The following is a 17,268-nucleotide window of genomic DNA, read 5'->3' as shown; positions in this document are numbered from 1 at the left end:
TATCATCGGGCCATAAGGAAGATACGGCCAGAGAGTGGGAAAATTGGGGATGAGCGGAGCAGCGAATAGGCAGGCTGTAAGAGGGCGTGTGCAGGCCAGTGCGTTATTGGTATTGGTCGGGAGCATGCTGGCAGGCTGTGCTACTTCGCCTCCACGCAATCCTAATAACCTCTGCGATATTTTTCAGGAAAAGCGTGGCTGGTACCATACGGCCATGCGACAGGAGGCAAAATGGCACATTCCTGCCTCCGTCCCTATGGCTATTATGAATCAGGAATCCAGCTTCCGGGCTAATGCACGGACCAGGCGGACCTATATTCTCTGGATCATCCCGTGGGGGCACATCAGCACGGCTTACGGTTACGCTCAGGCTAAAAATGAAATCTGGCATGACTATCAGCGTCAGACTGGTGCCGGTGGCAGCCGGACAGATTATGCCGATGCTCTCAATTTCATGAATTGGTACATTACCAATACTCGGAAGGTAGATGGCATCCCCGTGACGGATGCTACGAGGCAATATCTTGCTTACCATGAGGGATGGACCGGCTATCGCCGCCGTACCTATGCCTCAAAAGGTTGGCTGGTAACGGTGGCCCGTAAGGTGGGCCACCGTGCTCAGCAGTACCAGCAGCAGTATGATGCCTGCAAAGACAGGCTAAAAGGCGGCTGGTGGGAAAACTTCCTGGACTGGCTGTTCTGATTAGCCGCCCTTCTTCGGGCTTGTCAGGCCGTTAGCGAGGGCTGCTGCTGCGCCGGGACTGTGCGGGGCCTTTGTGGGGGCGCCGTCCCGATTATCGTGTCGTGTGTGCGGGATGACATTCCCATCCATGAGGACATAGCGGAACTGGCCGTCCTTGATCTCAGCGAGGAAGATATCTTCCAGTTTTTCGATGTTCCGTTTTTTCATATCCTCCAGGAGGTCCTCTTCAGAGAGGCCGACATCTTCAAGGTCATCTGCACGGACGACACCATCGTAATAGATGATAAGTGCAGGGAGTTTCTTTTTATCCGTAATGGCAGTAATGGCCCCGCTTGGCTCGATTTGTGCGAAGTAAACATCATCAAACGAGTAAATGCCCTGAATGTTGAGCTGTGAAGCAATATTGAGCATATCGATTTTGTTGTTTTTATCGCGGATATTTTCCATCAGAAAACGACCATCTTTGATGATCGGTATCTGTCTGCCGATGGTTACATTTCTGAACATGTTGATTTTTCTGCAGAAACGTGTCAGGGTTAGCAGAATACCGACCCCGATGAGCAGGGCGATGACATATTCGTGAAAAGATATGTTAGTCGTGTAAAGGACCCCGCCAACGAGCCCACCAAGAATGAAGTTGCCGACAAGGTCGATGGCGTTCATCTGGGAGACCTGGCTGCGGCCAGAGATGTTGAGATAAGCAATGATGATGGCGAAGCCGGTTACCAGCTTCAGGAACATCCAGATGTTAAGAGCGAGATTCGGGAAGAGTTGGTGAAGCATTAAGGGGACCTTGCGAGGAAGAATAAGGAGAGCGGTCTTCAAAGAGGACGCACCGCCCTCGTGTAGGAGGGAAAATCCCTTACGTGCAAGGCTATAAGGCTCGTTAACAGCTTTTCAAGATGTTGCGATCTTTTTCTTGCCTGTTACTCTTGAGAGAAGAAAACAGGCACCGAAATTTTCAGAGACCGAATCCGGTCAGGCAAGGAAGGAGTATTCATGAGCAAGCATACGAATTTCCCGATCCCCGATCAGGCCCCTGCTGCCGTGCTGCCCACAGGGCGCCTTGATATGATCCTTTTTGACTGTGACGGCGTGCTGGTGGGAGGAGAGCATCTCTCCACCGCCCTGATGTCCGAGGATGCCCGTAGCCACGGCTGGAATATCAGCGATGAAGAAGGCAACAAGCTGTTCGGCGGTGGCGAGCTGGCCAAGATTGGCGAGATGATCGCCGAGAAAACTGGCGACAAGCTGCCCGATAATTGGGACATGATCATGCAGGACCGCATTGTGGAAATGATGCGGAAAAAGGCGAAGGAAGTGCCCGGTGCTACGAAAATGCTGCGGGATGTCGTCAATGAAATTCGCCTGCCAATCCGTGTTGGTTCCAACTCTTCAGAAGCGGAAATGGAAGCTAAGTTCTCGAGCACGGGTCTTGATAAGATCCTGAAGGAAGAGCGCATCCATTCCGGCCGGGACCTGAACATGCCCAAACCCCGCCCGGATATTTATCTGTATGGGGCGAAGCAGGAAGGTATTGATCCGGCCCATTGTCTGGTGCTGGAGGATTCCGATGCTGGTATCGAGGCAGCCCGTCGGGCAGGTATGGCCTGCGTACTGCTGCGTGATCTCGACAAGCCCGCCCCCTCATGGCCGGGCCTGCTGCGCATTGCTCACCTTGATGAGTTTGTGCCGCTGCTGAAGACGATCATCGCTGCACAGAAAGAGCATCACAAAAAGGGCTGAGAGAGGCTGTCCTTGGGGGGTGGCATCCGCTCTGCATGTGTCGGGGCGGACCGGTCATGGTGCCCGTTTTATTCATGAGCCTTCTGGAGACATGTTATGCTGACATATGATGATCTGAAATCCTTGCCGGAGACTGTGGCTGGTCCTTCGTACGATGTACGCAAGGTGACGTCAGGTATTGTGCATTTTGGTGTGGGTAATTTCTTCCGGGCCCATCTGGGCTATTATGTGGATCGTGCCTTGGCTCTGCCAGACCAGCATCATTGGGGCATCACCGGGGTTGGTCTACGCTCTGGTGGGAATTCCGATAGGAAGGCCGAAGAATTCCGGGCGCAGGAAGGGCTGTACTCTCTGACGGAGATCGCCGCTAACGGCAAGGCTGAGATCCGTGTTATGGGGTGTCTGAAAGATTATCTCCAGGCCCCGGATGAGCCGGAAAAGGTGCTTGCCCTTCTGGCGGACAAGGCCACCAAGATTATCTCCATGACCATCACGGAAGGTGGTTATAATATTGATGAAACAACAGGGGAGTTCCGCACGTCTCTGCCAGCCGTGCAGGAGGACCTTGCTAACCCGCAGAAACCCGGAACTGTCTTCGGTTTTGTGGTGGAGGGGCTGCGCCGCCGCCGGGAGGCGGGGCATGGTGGTCTGACCATCATGTCTTGCGATAATCTGCGCCATAATGGGGATGTTTCCCGCAAGGCTTTTGTCGGATATGCCCGTGCTGTAGATGCTGATCTGGCCGACTGGATCGACCAGAACGTGACGTTCCCCAATGCGATGGTAGATCGTATTACTCCGTCCGTCTCGGATGAAGACAAAGCCAAGCTGAATGAACGCAGCGGGTTAAAAGACCTTCAGCCTCTTCTCTCTGAAGATTTCATTCAGTGGGTGATTGAGGACAAGTTTGCAGCGGGCCGCCCTGCTTTTGAGAAGGTTGGTGTCGAGTTTACGGATCAGGTTAGTGCCTATGAGCATGCCAAGATCCGGATGCTTAATTCCAGCCATCTTATTCTTAGCGCAGCGGGTATGTTGCTGAATCTCAAGTTGGTTGATGAGGTTCTGGGCGAGCCACGTGTGCATAAGTTTGTGGATTCTGTTCTGGAAAAAGACGTGATCCCCACCCTTAAGGCACCGCCGGGTGTAGACCTGCATAAATACAAAAGCACCCTGCTGACCCGTTTCTCCAATGCGGCTATGGCGGATCAGGTAGCGCGTATTGCATCTGATGCAACGTCCAAGGCACAGGTGTTCTGGACGGAAACAGTGCGTGCTGTGCTGGAGGGAGGCCGAGACCGTACCCGGATCGTATACTGCATGGCTCTCCTGCTGGAGCTGCTGCGTGGTAAGAACGAAAAGGGTGAGAAAATTGCGCTTCAAGAGCCTTTCTTGAGCGAGGATCAGTTGAAGATTGCTGCCTCTGATGATTTCTTAGAGTCGATCAATCTTCCGGCTTTTGATAGCTGGCGTGATCTTTTAACATCCGAGATTAAGAAAGAAATTGCCCATAATCGGGAGCTGATCCGTAAGGACGGTGTGCTGTCTAGCCTGCCTGTGTGATGCTACTTTGCATGACCGGTGTCTGAGTATGAGATAAAAAAAGGGAGGTTTAATCCTCCCTTTTTTATGTTCATGAGTTCTCTGTGGATAAAATTATTTTTTGCCTTGCCAGACTTATGATGTGAGAGGGTTTTTTATCTCATAATCAGAGAGGAAGGCTTGTGTTGGGGAAAGGATTAAAATTATATTTAAGTTGGTGGGTTCTTTGACAATAAAAAAAGACTTATATTACATATGGTTACAGGAAGTCTGTTCCCCGCCCACGCGGGGATGAACCGCTCAGGCTTTGGAGCAAATCTGCAACATCACCCTGTTCCCCGCCCACGCGGGGATGAACCGGCACATTTCCTGAAACAGGGAGGGAGCGTTTTCTGTTCCCCGCCCACGCGGGGATGAACCGTTTTCGGGCCCCAAATGCGCGACTACGTGCAGCTGTTCCCCGCCCACGCGGGGATGAACCGCAGTCCTCTGGCTATCAAATTGCTGCCTATATCTGTTCCCCGCCCACGCGGGGATGAACCGGTAGCGGTTGTCTTCACTAATAAACTCATCAACTGTTCCCCGCCCACGCGGGGATGAACCTATCGTGCCCGATTCCAAACCTCACAGCAAAACCTGTTCCCCGCCCACGCGGGGATGAACCGCCGGACATTGCCAGCCTGCCTTCCGGTGCGGACTGTTCCCCGCCCACGCGGGGATGAACCGTAAGGGCTCTTAATCAATGGCTATGACTAATCCTGTTCCCCGCCCACGCGGGGATGAACCGAGTTGGAGTTTTTCCAAAAATATTACGAATACCTGTTCCCCGCCCACGCGGGGATGAACCGCAGACAAATTGTTAAAATTGGTTTGCAACTGACTGTTCCCCGCCCACGCGGGGATGAACCGTAACACCCTACGAATACTTGATTAGGGTCTATCTGTTCCCCGCCCACGCGGGGATGAACCGGGTGTCGGTATTACCGATACCCTTCGAATCAACTGTTCCCCGCCCACGCGGGGATGAACCGCCAAAATGAACAACGTAACGACAGCTGACATCCTGTTCCCCGCCCACGCGGGGATGAACCAGACCCTGGTGCCAAACCCCAGTGCGTTCTGGCCTGTTCCCCGCCCACGCGGGGATGAACCGGGCGTTATCAGCTAATTAACGCTGTCTTTACTCTGTTCCCCGCCCACGCGGGGATGAACCGGAATCGAAGATTTATATAGTCAATACTATTTCCTGTTCCCCGCCCACGCGGGGATGAACCGCTCAACAGATTTAAAAAGGTGCAGGGAGGAACCTGTTCCCCGCCCACGCGGGGATGAACCGGAAGAGGATCGGGAGGAGATTGAGCCTAATGACTGTTCCCCGCCCACGCGGGGATGAACCGCCAGCCCGCCACCACAGCCATTTTGGTCGAACCTGTTCCCCGCCCACGCGGGGATGAACCGGAAGAATACGCCCTTCATCGAGTTGACGAAAACTGTTCCCCGCCCACGCGGGGATGAACCGAGATGGTGGAGCGTGCCCGCCATATCCCTGCACTGTTCCCCGCCCACGCGGGGATGAACCGCAGCCTCCCTGCGTGTAGGAAGTGGAGGTCAGCTGTTCCCCGCCCACGCGGGGATGAACCGTTCCCATGATCGTGACAGTACGAGGGCGGCCCCTGTTCCCCGCCCACGCGGGGATGAACCGCAGAATTATTTTTGATTTTTGTATTGCATCCTCTGTTCCCCGCCCACGCGGGGATGAACCGCGGTGCAGTGTGCGCCCCTCATGCTGGATTGTCTGTTCCCCGCCCACGCGGGGATGAACCGGGCCGGAATGTTGGATGAGAGGGAGCTGTGGACTGTTCCCCGCCCACGCGGGGATGAACCGGCGAATATCGCCTCTGGTACCGGGAAACTAAACTGTTCCCCGCCCACGCGGGGATGAACCGGGGGCCCTTCCACTCTACATTGTGCAGGGCAACTGTTCCCCGCCCATGCGGGGATAAGGCCGTGTTATTCACAGCATGCAGTTGCTTGCCCTTCAGAGGGGAAAACTTGCTAGTTGTGCTGTCGCCATAGCCATTCCAGAGCCTCAGGCAAAGTCTGCTCAATAGTGGGGGCGTCTACATGTTGGGCATTGCGGGAGAAAACGAACTGATAGTCATAGCCCTTGTTTCCCAGCACACGGGCCAGATTTTCGCCAGCTAATACCCAATCATGCATCCCATCTGGCATGGGGCGGACAGGGTAAAAGAGGTCCTGATCTCCCATTTCGTACCAGATATGTAGCGGGGCCCGTTGTGCGGCGGGTATGAGGGCAGCACCGGGCTGGGGTGGCACAGCGTGCGGTGTGCCTGCCCACGGGGAATGAAGCTGCCAACCGCCACCAGGCAGGGCTGGGTCATGCGGCCATTGCTGATTGACCAGAGATGGCGAATAGGCCAACACCCGGTGATAGAGATTCGGTCGAAACCATGCCATGGCAAAGGCCGCTGCCCCGCTGGAGCTAAACCCCATGGTGGCCCGTTCCTCCGGGTTGTGGGAGAGGGTGACGCTGGCCTTTTGTTCCACGAGAGGTAGAACATGCGCTTCCACCCAATCTGCATAAGCACCGGACATGGTGTCATATTCCCGGCCGCGCTCACTGCCTTGGGCATCACCACCGCCAGACCCTACGCCAATAATGATCATGGGAGGAATCCGGTGTTTTTCTATGAGTCTATCGACCAAGGCGAACAGGTCTCGGCCCGGGTAAATGCCATCATTGCCGCCATCACCGAAGATCAGGAACGGTAAAGGACGATCAGCAGGGATATTGGGAGGAACATAAACATCCACCGTGCGGGTCCACGGCGCTGGATGGGCTCCGGGTACGTTCAGGATGGAGGGATCACCCGGCTGGCTGGTGGATACATTTTTCATTCCAGTGGCGCAGGGCACCGGTTCGTCCCGTATGGTGCCGGGATTATAGCCACTGGTGGAGGACGAGGTCAGCGTAAAGCTGATGAGCCGCCCCCGGGCAGGTTGTATGTCCTGCCATAGGGCGGGCAGGGTATGAGTCGGGCCAAGAATGTAATTGCCTGTTTTGTTCGCTGGCGGCAGGGTTTCATCTGGTAGATCAATCGCCTGTGGGTAGAGTGGGTTGTGCGGGTCGTGCACAGGCATGGCGCCGCTACCGTTCTGAAGTCCGGATGTATCAATAAAGAATGGTTTGTGTGGGTCTGTCGTGTTGGCCTGTGGGGGCTGGAGTGCTTCTAGCGGTGTGCACTCAGCCGGGTTAGCCTGCGCCTGACAGAGGGAGAGGCTACCCAGGATAAGTGTTAGGGCACCAGCACGTAGGCTATGCGCCCAGAGACGGGATGTCTGGCGATGGTATGATGGATGAAATAACATGGGGCCGTCATGGGATGAAAAGGAATGAAGAACTCCCCCTAACGCTATCATAGTTCAGCCTATGGGAAAGCCATGTGGCTTGAAAAGAAACAGGCCCCGATAATGTGGGGCCTGTTGTAGTTGGGATTAACTCGGTTGATGCGTTTTGATGAGCGAGGCGAGTTTTTCCATGTCGTTTTGGGAAATCTTTTGCAGAGGACTGGGGAGCGCATCGGCACCTGCTAGGCCCATAATCTCTGCCGCCGAGGCGATGACACGCAAGGAGCCACCATAACGGGCACTCATCTCCCAGAAGGGGGTGAAGATGGCGTTGATGCGGGCCACTTCGTCTTTTTGTCCGGCCAGAGCGGCATCTGTTAGCTGGCGGGCGAGGTGGGGGAACAGGCCGCCCCATTCGGAGTACCAGATGCGGGCACCCTGCATCAGGGCACTGGCTGCTGTTGGGTCACCACTAATGCCGGGAGAGATGCTTTTAGGCAGGGTTGGCAGCAGGCGTTGCATCCGGGCGGTGGCTTCTTCTGCCGTGGGGGAGCCGCTAGGGAGCTTGATGGAGCGGACATGCGGTAGTTCACAGATGCGTTGCATCAGCGCATCGGAGAAATGGAACTGTGTTGTGCCGGGGGTATCATACACCACCAGCGGGATGGAAATGTGCTTATTGACGGTCTCGTACAGGGTGAAAACTTCTTCGTCCCGTAGAGGAAAGTAGCTCATAGGAGGCAGTAGTAGAGCTTTGACACCGGCTTTTTGGGCGTCTTCAGCCAAGAGGAGGGTATCCCGCAAATTAATGGCTCCGATGCTGACGAGAACCGGCGTTGTGCCTGCGTGCTGTACAGCCAGTCGAGCGATTTTTTCACGTTCGTTACGTGTCAGGAAGGCATAGCTGCCGGTGGAGCCAAGAGCCCCGATAGAGTCCACCTTGGCGTCTACCAACCGGGTAATCAGTGTGGCGAAGCGTGCTTCATCAGGGGCTGCCTGATGCATAGGGGTGATGGGGAAGGCACTTAGCCCTGTGAAGGAAAATGTCATGGAAATCTGTCCTTGCCGTTACGGTCTGGGCATGATGGCGGGAAAAAGGCCGGACCGTATAGAAGGAATGTGATCTTTCAGGCTCTTGGGTTTAGCGATGGTTAGAGCGGTGCAGGGCCAGCCCGGTAACGGCCCGGTGTTGTGCCGAATGTCCGCCGAAAGAGGCGGCCCATATGGCTTTGGTCGGCAAAGCCAGCATCTATGGCGGTCTGTAAGGTACTGCTACCGGAACGAAGCTGAGCTTTGGTCATGTTGAGTTGCTGAAGCAGCCGGAAGGTCTGCGGTGCTAACCCATAATGACGTTGAAAGCGGCGGGAGTAGGCCTCTCGGCTCATTTTGGCACGCCGGGCAAGGGTTTGGATCGAACCTATCAGAGGGGTATCCTCCATAGGCAGCGGAAGGGGCAGAGGTGGTGCCAGATGGATGCGTGAAGGCTGCTCCCCAAGATGATGGTGGATCAATTCGGCACAGTCGGCTTGATCCGTGTAGAGGCCGGGTGTGAGATAGAGATTCAGGCAGAAAGTTTGCTCGGCCTGTATGGGGTCGCCATCACGGGAGATGTGGGGCGTGTTGGCGGGGATGAGTAAAGCCTGCCCCGCCGTGAGACGGATTGACTGACCCGCAATGAGAAAATGACGGCAGCCCGAAAGCAGGAAAGCGAGCTGATCTTCCTGATGAAAATGTAAAGGCAAGGCGAGCGTGGTGCCTTGTGCCATGCTCATCTCTTTTATGTCGGGGTGGCCGGCCCGCCAGTAATGCCACGGCGGCCCGGACGAAAGCAGAGAAGAGGAAGAAAGAAGCATGACGTTTTTTCAAGGCATGTCTGGTCCTGAATGCGGTTAGGATAATCCGTTTAGCGTGATGCCGTCCATTGAGTGTCACAAAAATAGAATGACCGGTCTATTTCTATAGACAGGTTAGAACCTCTCTGCTATAGAAGCAGCATGACAGTTGCAGAGAAACATGTGCAGGCCCGTCGGCGCATTCTAGAATCCGCCCGTCCTCTCATCGGGATGAGGGGGTTTTCTGCCGTGGGTCTTAGCCAGATTCTGGAGGCAGCCAATATCCCCAAAGGCTCATTCTATCATTATTTTGAGTCGAAGGAGCATTTCGGGGCTGCCTTACTGGAGCTTTATAACGAGCAGTATATGGAGAGTCTTGATGCCCTTATTGCTCAGAAGGGCAAAACAGGGTTCGAGAAGCTGTCTATCTATTGTCAGTGTTGGATAGATGCTCAACATAATGGACGCTTGAGCGGGAAGTGCCTTGTCGTCAAATTAGCAGCTGAGGTGTCCGACCTTTCCGAAAGGATGCGTTTGATTCTTGAGGAAGGAACGACCGGCATTGTGGATCGTCTGGCTCGCATCATTGAGGAAGGCCAGAAAGATGGTTCCATCACAAAGGAGCTGCCGGCTCGACAGATGGCTTCTGTGGTGTATCAGACATGGTTGGGAGCTACCCTGCTTGTGAAGGTAACGCATCAGCCAGTGCCGTTTGAGGAAGCGTTTGCGGTGACGAGAAGGCTCGTAGCAGCCTGATTTTCCGCCCTTTTTTAAAAGGTTTGTGTATTTTTGCAGAATGGCCTTTCATTTTAGAGATGACCGGTCTATTTTTAATTGATCCCGATGAAGACAGGTGGCCGACTCCGTAAGGTGTCCCGCCCATGAGGGATAGAGAGTTTAGTGGTAACGCCAGTTTAGAGATGACCAGTCTATTACATGGTGCGACCCGTAGAGTGAAAGAGAGGACGTTATGGATAATTTTGAATTCTATAACCCGACAAAGATTCTTTTTGGCAAAGGCATGATTGCCAAGCTGGATGAACAGCTAGGTAAGCAGGCACGGGTTCTCATCCTCTATGGTGGCTCCAGTGCAGAGAAGAGCGGCACGCTTGCTGAGGTGCGTAAAGCCCTTGGGAACCGTAGCTTCTGCGAGTTTGGCGGTATTGAAGCCAACCCGACTTACGAAACCCTTATGAAGGCCGTTGACGTTGTCCGTAAGGAGAAGGTGGACTTCCTGCTGGCCGTGGGTGGTGGCTCCGTCATGGACGGTACAAAATTTGTCGCTGCTGCCGTGCCTTATCAGGGCGAACCGTGGGAAATCCTGCTGAAGCAGGGTGAAACGGTGAAAGAGGCCCTGCCGCTCGGCACGGTCGTGACGCTGCCAGCTACTGGGTCGGAGATGAACAATATTGCCGTGATCTCTCGTAAAGAGACAGGTGATAAGCTGGCTTTCTCAAGCCCGCATGTTTTCCCGGTTTTCTCCGTCTTGGACCCGACACGCACATTCAGCCTTCCGGCTCGCCAGGTGGCCAATGGTGTGGCGGATTCCTTCGTGCATGTGATGGAAGCGTATATGACCCTGCCGCAGGATGCGATGGTGCAGGACCGCTACGCAGAAGGGCTTCTGCTTAGCCTGCATGATATTGCAGAGCGCATCACCAAGGCCCCGAGCGATGATTATGACCTGCGGGCTAATCTGATGTGGGTGGCAACACAGGCCCTGAATGGCCTGATCGGTGCCGGAGTGAAGCAGGATTGGGCGACCCACGCTATCGGTCATGAACTGACAGCGAAATATGGGATTGACCATGCCCGTACATTGGCCATTGTCTTCCCGGCTATGCTGAAGGAACGCCGGGAGCAGAAGCGGGCCAAGCTGCTGCAATATGCGACCCGAGTGCTGGGACTAACGGAAGGCACGGAGGATGAGCGTATTGATGCTGCCATCGCCCGTGTTGAGGCCTTCTTTGAGGGGCTGGATATTCCCGTCCGCTTGTCCGCCTATGAGATTGATCAGACCGGCATAGACCCCATTATTGCCCAGCTGAAAGAGCATGGCATGACCGCCCTTGGGGAGGGTGCAGACATTACACCAGAAATTAGCCGCAAAGTTCTGGAAAGAAGTCTGTAAGGTACCAATATATATACAGGGGGGATGATTCATGTATTCATCTCATTCCCCCTGCCTAACTACAGGTAAATATTCCTTAATTACCCGTAGATAACATAAGGCTCCGCCGCTGGCGTCCTGAGAGGAGCGAGGTGTATCATGGCATTCGCCACTATTAACCCTTATACGAACGAACTTCTTAAAGAATTCCCAGAGGCAACCGAGCAGGACGTAAAGGCCGCTCTGGATAAAGGCCATAAGGCCTACGAGGCATGGCGGGCAACCAGTTTCGAAGAGCGTGCCAAGCTGATGAAGAATATCGGTGCTCTGCTGCGGCGGGATGCTGATAAGCTGGCCCGTCTAGCTGCACTGGAGATGGGCAAGGTACTGACCGAAGGTAAGGCAGAGGTGATTCTCTCTGCGGAGATCTGCGAATATTACGCAGAGAATCTTGCCGAACTATTGAAGCCGGAAGAGCTTAAGGTCTCCGACCCGAAGGTGGGCCGTGCGACCATGGTGTACGAGCCGCAGGGCATCGTGCTTGCCATTGAACCTTGGAACTTCCCTTACTATCAGGTGCTGCGCATCGTTGCCCCGCAGCTTTCTGCCGGTAATGCGGTTCTTTTGAAACACGCCGGTAACCTGCCCCAGTGTGCAGCCGCCTGCCAAGAACTGGTTGAGGAAGCCGGCGCACCGAAGGGTCTGTTCCAGAACATTTACATGCCGCACAAATTTACGGACATGGTACTGGAAGACCCCCGCACCTGCGGCGTTGCGCTGACAGGCTCCGAGCGAGCCGGGTCTATCGTGGCTGGTACGGCTGGCAAGGCCCTCAAGAAGGCAACGATGGAGCTGGGGGGCAGCGATGCCTTCATTGTTCTGGATGATGCCGACCTTGAGAAGACCGTCAAATGGGCTGTGTTTGGCCGTCACTGGAACGCTGGTCAGGTCTGTGTGTCTGCAAAACGCATCATCGTGGTGGACAGCCTCTATGATCGTTTCGTGGAACTGTACAAGAAGGGCATCGCCGCGCTGAAGGCCGGTGATCCGATGGACCCGAACACTACCTTTGCTCCTCTGTCCTCTCAGAAGGCTGCGGATGATCTGCGGGAGTTGGTCCAGAAGGCCGTCAAGCAGGGTGCGAAGGCCGAGACGATCCCTGTACCTGTGCCTAATCAGGGGGCTTTCTTCCAGCCCGTCATCCTGACCGGACTTGATGAGAACAACGAGGCCCGTCACTGGGAGTTCTTTGGTCCTGTCACGCAGCTTTACCGTGCGAAGGATGAGGATGATGCCGTCCGCATCGCCAATGATTCCCCTTACGGGCTGGGTGGTTCCATCTTCTCCAAGGATGAGGCCCATGCGCTTCGTGTGGCGTCTAGGCTTCGTACCGGCATGGTGTTCATCAACCATCCAACGGGTACCAAGGCTGAACTGCCTTTCGGTGGTATCGCCCGTTCCGGTTTTGGCCGGGAGCTGATGGCCCTTGGCATCAAGGAGTTTGTGAACCACAAGCTCATCAATGTCGTGGATATTGACGCTCCGTTCTAAGAACTGGGCAGGTCTATATCTCTGGCCATGAAAAGGGCGGCTCCACTATGGGGTCGCCTTTTTTATTGTAAACATTTTATTTATTGAAACAGATTGTAAATACTTTGAACAATAATTTTATTTTCAAATGAAAAAATCACAATGTAGTTTATTGGAGTTTTATTTATTTGGGGGCGTTATGCGTATAAAAATTAACAAAAAATTACATGACTTCTTTAATGAAAATAGGATTGCTATTGGAAATTCAAACATTGGTGAAACTATTTCATTTGCTGATGAAAATGATTCTATCGAACAGTTTTCAGATTTTAAATTCAATATGTTGTACACGAGTGGCGCCTTTTCTTATTCATTCTCTACTTTTGGAAAGAGCATTTCCGTAGGACGTTATTGTTCAATGGGTGGTGGAATAAAACTCATGGGGAACAGGCACGAGCCTAGTTTCGTTACAACTCATCCTGTCGTAACAGATCAGGATTGGGTATATCTTGCTCAGGGTTTTGGGAAAGTTTGGAAAAATACGTTAATCAATAAAGACTATGGGAAGGTCGTGATTGGAAATGATGTTTGGATTGGGGATGATGTAATAATTAAAGGTGGATGTAAAATTGGTGATGGTGCCATAGTAGCAGCAGGATCGATTGTTACAAAGGATGTCCCCCCCTATGCTATAGTAGGAGGTAATCCTGCAAAAATAATCAGGCTGAGATTTAGAGAAGATATTGTCGAAAAATTGATGGAAATAAGATGGTGGAGATTTCCTTTCTGGGATTTGAATGAATTGAATTGGACAAATATTGAAGATTTTATTCATAAATTTTATGAAATACAGCATGGCTTACATGAGTTTAAGGCAAAGAGATTTTTTGTAAGAGAACTGATTGAGTTGTCGAAATAGGCGCCATGATTGAATTCGGTAAATAGTAAAATATATCTGGTCATGTAGGGGGAGATACAATCTCCCCTTTTTTTATTTATTATACTTTAACATAGATGCCAGAACACCATCACGCCGGATGATGCCATGCAGTAGGGCGGCTCCGATATGGGTGAGGATGAGCAGGATCAGTCCATAGGCTAGCAGGCTGTGTAGGCAGCGTAGTTCACCCCAGAGATGGGGATGAAAGCCCATGAGCGGCGGGATGTGGCAGCCACCCCATAGGGTGATCGGGTATCCGCCAGCCGAGAGCATGGCCCAGCCGACCAATGGTAGGGCGATCATGAAGCCATAAAGCAGGAGATGGGACAGATGAGCAGCTAGCTTCATGGGGGTGGGCAGATCATCGGGTAGTGGTGGCGTGCGGTTGGTAAACCGGTTGATGAGCCGGACGATTACTAACAGCAGGAGCAGAAAACCCACCGTGCGATGCAGTGTGAAGAGACTGGCATAGTGGATGGTGGAGTTATGCGCCATGAACAGCCCGACAAAGAGCATGACAAGGATGAGAGCCGCCATCACCCAATGTAGCAGGATAGAGAGGCGGGGGAAGGGAGCAGCATGGCCTGTATTCTGTGGAAATGACATGGATTACTGGCCTTTTTCGTCCGGGGTGAGGGTAGGGTTGGCGATCTCGTCCGGTGTAACCATGCTGGGCGTCTTGTGCTCGGCAGACCGGGTCGCATAGGACTTCATGTAGACTGACGAGCGCAGGGCCAGCAGCGGGTCATCAGAGACGTTGATTCCATCTGGCAGGATGGTGGGGTCGAACACCATGGGGCCACAGGGGCTTGCATCCTCGCTGTAGGCCTTCGTGAACGTCACCGTGCCGACTGTCACTTTTTGGTCGGCTTCATCCCAAGGTTGGCTGGGGTCGTTAATGGGGTCCCCCTCACGGGCGATCGTGGCGACAATGTCCCAGCGGAGAGGCCGTTGGTCTAACGTCTGCACAAGCCGTTTAAAGAGATAGTTTTTATCATTGGCACTGCTGCCTTCAGCTGGGCTGAAAGGTTCTTGTGCTACGGCCGCCCAGCGGACAGGCGTCTTTTTTCCCGCTTCGTCCGTTAGAATGAAGCTGTCGAGGCTGTTGTAGGTGTCGTTGGTCAGGTCGGATGCCTGCTTGTGAGATTTAGCCTGCTCAAAGGCTGTTTTTAGCCAGGGGCGTTGGGCTGCATAGGCCCGGATGGCGGCCGGGTCCGGCTTGTTGGTTGCAGGGTCCAACCGTGCCGTCTTGAAGAAAGCAAAGGCATCAGCAATGTCCCGCATGACTTGGAGAGGCGCATCCACAAGGGCCATCCGCCAATCATCTCCAGTTGAGGAGCGTATTTGCATGGCTAGGCTGCGGGCTGCGGCTGGGTTGTCCGGCAGGTAGGGCAGCGGCGGAGCGAGCGAGAAACGCCCCATGACAGGTAGGTGCTCCCCCTTGAAGATACCGGAGCGGGACAGGGCACGGCCCTCCGGTGTGGGGTCGAACCAGCCTGTGGCACACATGCCTTTGGCGTGGGCACGGCGGAAGCCTTTGTCCAGTGCGCCGGCTTTCTGGAAACGCTGCATGAAGTGGGAAGGAGATATGGCGGCCGGACTGAAAACGCCAGCCGTCCAGGCCATCAGGCCACCCAGACAAAGTGGCGGCAGCACGACCGCAGCCCAGCGGGCTGGGCTGCCCTTGCGGGGGGAATGTGCCATTGGGATGATCTTCCTAACAGGTGATGGAACTTTGCCCTCAGGCTGTATCAGATGTCACCAATGACGGGAAGAAAAGTGGATGGTCGCATCAGAAGACTCCACCCGCCGGATGTGGCAGGTGGAGCTGTTTTCTGCTTCAGGGCATCGCCCCGATAGGTAGCGGCTTGAGGTGGGCATTAGTGCCACGGCCTACGGCATCCGGGGCATCATGGGTTAGGTCCTCATGCGCTTCAGGATGTTCGGAGGCATTGACGTCGCCAACCTGCTTGGGGTGGTGCAGCCCCTCATATTGGAAGGCACCGACCGATAGCGTCTCGGCCATTGTGGGAAGGTTCTTAGAGTCCCACCCGCCGCCAAGGCTGCGAATTAGCGAGACATCAGCCTGATACAGCCTCGTGGCCACCTCCACCTGCGTGATGCGGCTGTGAAGGGTGTTTTCTTGGCTGAAAATGGCATCCAGATAGGTTCCGACACCGCCTTGGTAGAGTGTCATGGTCATGTTCTGGGTTTCTAGATTGGCATTGACTGCCTTTTCCAGAGCTTGGTTTTCCAGATTTAGGCGGTTGGTGCGGGAGAGACCATCCTCCACTTCTCGGAAGGCAGAGAGGACGGTCGTGCGGTACTGGTCCCGTGTCTCCCGGTAGGCGGACCATGACCGCTGGAGTTCCGCCCGATGTACGCCGCCATCAAAGAGCGGAATGTTCATGCGGGCACCGTAGGTCCAGAGCGAGTTGGCCAGATTAGCCAGCTTGAAGCCATTGGCCTCGAACCCGGCATCCGCATTGAGGGAGAAATGCGGGTAGAAGGCGGCACGGGCAATGCCGATGGCCCGGTTTGCCTGTGCCATTTCACGCTCTGCACTGGCAATGTCAGGCCGCCGCTGGAGCAGGCCGGAGGGTACACCCGTAGGGATGGCAGGCTGGTGGAAGTCCAGTGCTTTGACCGGGTCGATATGGAAGCTGGAGGGCGCACTGTTGGTTAGAACGGCAATGGCGTGTTCTGTAACCTCACGGGCAGCTTGAATATCGTACAGGGCCGCCTGCGTGGTGTAGAGCTGGGCCTCCGCACGGGCGAGGTCCAGCCGTGGGGCTGCCTTGTATTTCAGCTGGGTGCGGGTGACATCCAGTGCTCGGTTATAATAGGCGATGGACTGCTGGTAGATGGCGATTTGTGCATCATAGCCACGCAGCTGGATATAGTCGGTCGCCAGTTCGGCCTCCAGGCTCAGCCTTGCCATGGCAAAGCGGGCGGCCTCCTGCTGGGCAGCCTGCCGGTTCATGCGGACACGGTTGCGGATGGAGGACCAGATGTCTGGCTCCCACGAGGCTAGACCGGCATATTCTTCCTGCGTCTGGGTTAGGGTGGCCCCGTTACGGAAAAGCCTATCTGCCGACTGTTTGTTATCCGACCCGCCTGCATCAAGGCTGAGATGGGGGAGCAGGTCTGCCCGTGCTTTGGCGACGAGAGACCGGGCCTGAAGGAACCGTTCCGCCGCTGCCTGAAGGTCGCCATTCTCCGCAATGGCTCGGTCTTCCAGCTCGTTCAGTAGTGGGTCACGGAAGAGGGTCCACCAGTCGCTGGGTAGGGCTGTATCAGCCGGTTTGGCAACGGCGAAGGGAGCCTGCCCTTCCCAGCTATCCGGTACGACAAAATGCGGCGGTTCGTAGCGTGGGGCAAGGTCGCAGGCACCAAGGCTCGTCAGGGCCAGCAGGCCGCCACCTAAAGCAGCCCGACGGGACAGACGGCTCAGTTTGTGGCGAGCCTTCTTTATGGAGGAGAAATGTTCAGAGATCAT

At 54.6% G+C, this 17,268-nt stretch carries 13 protein-coding genes, 1 pseudogene and 1 CRISPR repeat array; of the genes and pseudogenes, 7 read left to right on the top strand and 7 right to left on the bottom strand.

The window, feature by feature from the left end; translation table 11 throughout:
* Positions 1-49 precede the first annotated feature (49 nt).
* On the top strand, positions 50-703 hold the full coding sequence (locus tag AL01_RS06890; protein WP_077396737.1) for a transglycosylase SLT domain-containing protein: 654 nt from the start codon (positions 50-52) through the stop codon (positions 701-703).
* Here the strand turns inward: AL01_RS06890 and AL01_RS06885 are convergent, their stop codons facing one another.
* Positions 704-1,486, bottom strand: a complete 783-nt coding sequence (locus AL01_RS06885) for a DUF421 domain-containing protein (RefSeq protein WP_077396736.1) — start codon at positions 1,484-1,486, stop codon at positions 704-706.
* A 288-nt stretch (positions 1,487-1,774) separates the two neighbouring features.
* Between AL01_RS06885 and AL01_RS06880 the strand changes: the two genes are divergently transcribed.
* Positions 1,775-2,449 (top strand): HAD family hydrolase, encoded by a 675-nt coding sequence (locus tag AL01_RS06880; RefSeq protein WP_077396969.1) that lies wholly within the window; start codon positions 1,775-1,777, stop codon positions 2,447-2,449.
* 96 nt (positions 2,450-2,545) lie between these two features.
* Positions 2,546-4,009 (top strand): mannitol dehydrogenase family protein, encoded by a 1,464-nt coding sequence (locus tag AL01_RS06875; protein WP_077396735.1) that lies wholly within the window; start codon positions 2,546-2,548, stop codon positions 4,007-4,009.
* Positions 4,010-4,258: 249 nt separating this feature from the next.
* Positions 4,259-5,995: a CRISPR direct-repeat array (repeat unit 29 nt; unit sequence CTGTTCCCCGCCCACGCGGGGATGAACCG).
* A 48-nt stretch (positions 5,996-6,043) separates the two neighbouring features.
* Here the strand turns inward: AL01_RS06875 and AL01_RS06870 are convergent.
* The 3 genes from AL01_RS06870 to AL01_RS06860 form a co-directional block, all read right to left on the bottom strand.
* Complete coding sequence (locus AL01_RS06870; RefSeq protein WP_077396734.1) at positions 6,044-7,378, bottom strand: alpha/beta hydrolase; 1,335 nt, start codon at positions 7,376-7,378, stop codon at positions 6,044-6,046.
* A gap of 126 nt (positions 7,379-7,504) precedes the next feature.
* The gene (locus tag AL01_RS06865; RefSeq protein WP_077396733.1) at positions 7,505-8,407 is read right to left on the bottom strand and encodes a dihydrodipicolinate synthase family protein; all 903 of its coding nucleotides are present in this window, start codon (positions 8,405-8,407) and stop codon (positions 7,505-7,507) included.
* A 101-nt stretch (positions 8,408-8,508) separates the two neighbouring features.
* The gene (locus tag AL01_RS06860) at positions 8,509-9,123 is read right to left on the bottom strand and encodes an AraC family transcriptional regulator (protein ID WP_158075950.1); all 615 of its coding nucleotides are present in this window, start codon (positions 9,121-9,123) and stop codon (positions 8,509-8,511) included.
* Between the two features lie 228 nt (positions 9,124-9,351).
* Between AL01_RS06860 and AL01_RS06855 the strand changes: the two genes are divergently transcribed.
* The 4 genes and pseudogenes from AL01_RS06855 to AL01_RS09550 form a co-directional block, all read left to right on the top strand.
* A complete protein-coding gene (locus AL01_RS06855; protein WP_077396731.1) occupies positions 9,352-9,945 on the top strand; it encodes a TetR/AcrR family transcriptional regulator in 594 nt (197 codons plus the stop codon).
* 214 nt (positions 9,946-10,159) lie between these two features.
* Positions 10,160-11,320 (top strand): iron-containing alcohol dehydrogenase, encoded by a 1,161-nt coding sequence (locus tag AL01_RS06850; RefSeq protein WP_077396730.1) that lies wholly within the window; start codon positions 10,160-10,162, stop codon positions 11,318-11,320.
* Positions 11,321-11,458: 138 nt separating this feature from the next.
* The gene (locus AL01_RS06845; RefSeq protein ID WP_077396729.1) at positions 11,459-12,850 is read left to right on the top strand and encodes an NAD-dependent succinate-semialdehyde dehydrogenase; all 1,392 of its coding nucleotides are present in this window, start codon (positions 11,459-11,461) and stop codon (positions 12,848-12,850) included.
* A gap of 547 nt (positions 12,851-13,397) precedes the next feature.
* A pseudogene (locus tag AL01_RS09550) lies at positions 13,398-13,748 on the top strand (CatB-related O-acetyltransferase); the annotation flags it as partial.
* A gap of 72 nt (positions 13,749-13,820) precedes the next feature.
* Here AL01_RS09550 and AL01_RS06835 read toward each other — a convergent pair.
* From AL01_RS06835 to AL01_RS06825, 3 genes are all read right to left on the bottom strand, one after another.
* Positions 13,821-14,375, bottom strand: a complete 555-nt coding sequence (locus AL01_RS06835; RefSeq protein WP_077396727.1) for a cytochrome b — start codon at positions 14,373-14,375, stop codon at positions 13,821-13,823.
* A 3-nt stretch (positions 14,376-14,378) separates the two neighbouring features.
* Entirely contained in the window at positions 14,379-15,473 is a 1,095-nt protein-coding gene (locus tag AL01_RS06830; RefSeq protein WP_077396726.1) for a catalase family peroxidase, read from the bottom strand.
* Positions 15,474-15,609: 136 nt separating this feature from the next.
* Positions 15,610-17,268, bottom strand: coding sequence for an efflux transporter outer membrane subunit (locus AL01_RS06825; RefSeq protein WP_077396968.1), 1,659 nt, complete (start codon positions 17,266-17,268; stop codon positions 15,610-15,612).

Source organism: Bombella intestini (assembly GCF_002003665.1).
In the GTDB taxonomy this organism is placed as follows: domain Bacteria; phylum Pseudomonadota; class Alphaproteobacteria; order Acetobacterales; family Acetobacteraceae; genus Bombella; species Bombella intestini.
Note: the sequence above shows the minus strand (reverse complement) of the source record. Positions and strands in the feature narration are given on the sequence as shown.

Coding starts and splice junctions, on each gene's coding strand:
- AL01_RS06890 (WP_077396737.1), top strand. CDS start 50: ATGAGCGGAGCAGCGAATAGGCAGGCTGTAAGAGGGCGTGTGCAGGCC.
- AL01_RS06885 (WP_077396736.1), bottom strand. CDS start 1,486: ATGCTTCACCAACTCTTCCCGAATCTCGCTCTTAACATCTGGATGTTC.
- AL01_RS06880 (WP_077396969.1), top strand. CDS start 1,775: ATGATCCTTTTTGACTGTGACGGCGTGCTGGTGGGAGGAGAGCATCTC.
- AL01_RS06875 (WP_077396735.1), top strand. CDS start 2,546: ATGCTGACATATGATGATCTGAAATCCTTGCCGGAGACTGTGGCTGGT.
- AL01_RS06870 (WP_077396734.1), bottom strand. CDS start 7,378: ATGTTATTTCATCCATCATACCATCGCCAGACATCCCGTCTCTGGGCG.
- AL01_RS06865 (WP_077396733.1), bottom strand. CDS start 8,407: ATGACATTTTCCTTCACAGGGCTAAGTGCCTTCCCCATCACCCCTATG.
- AL01_RS06860 (WP_158075950.1), bottom strand. CDS start 9,123: ATGGCACAAGGCACCACGCTCGCCTTGCCTTTACATTTTCATCAGGAA.
- AL01_RS06855 (WP_077396731.1), top strand. CDS start 9,352: ATGACAGTTGCAGAGAAACATGTGCAGGCCCGTCGGCGCATTCTAGAA.
- AL01_RS06850 (WP_077396730.1), top strand. CDS start 10,160: ATGGATAATTTTGAATTCTATAACCCGACAAAGATTCTTTTTGGCAAA.
- AL01_RS06845 (WP_077396729.1), top strand. CDS start 11,459: ATGGCATTCGCCACTATTAACCCTTATACGAACGAACTTCTTAAAGAA.
- AL01_RS06835 (WP_077396727.1), bottom strand. CDS start 14,375: ATGTCATTTCCACAGAATACAGGCCATGCTGCTCCCTTCCCCCGCCTC.
- AL01_RS06830 (WP_077396726.1), bottom strand. CDS start 15,473: ATGGCACATTCCCCCCGCAAGGGCAGCCCAGCCCGCTGGGCTGCGGTC.
- AL01_RS06825 (WP_077396968.1), bottom strand. CDS start 17,268: ATGATCTCTGAACATTTCTCCTCCATAAAGAAGGCTCGCCACAAACTG.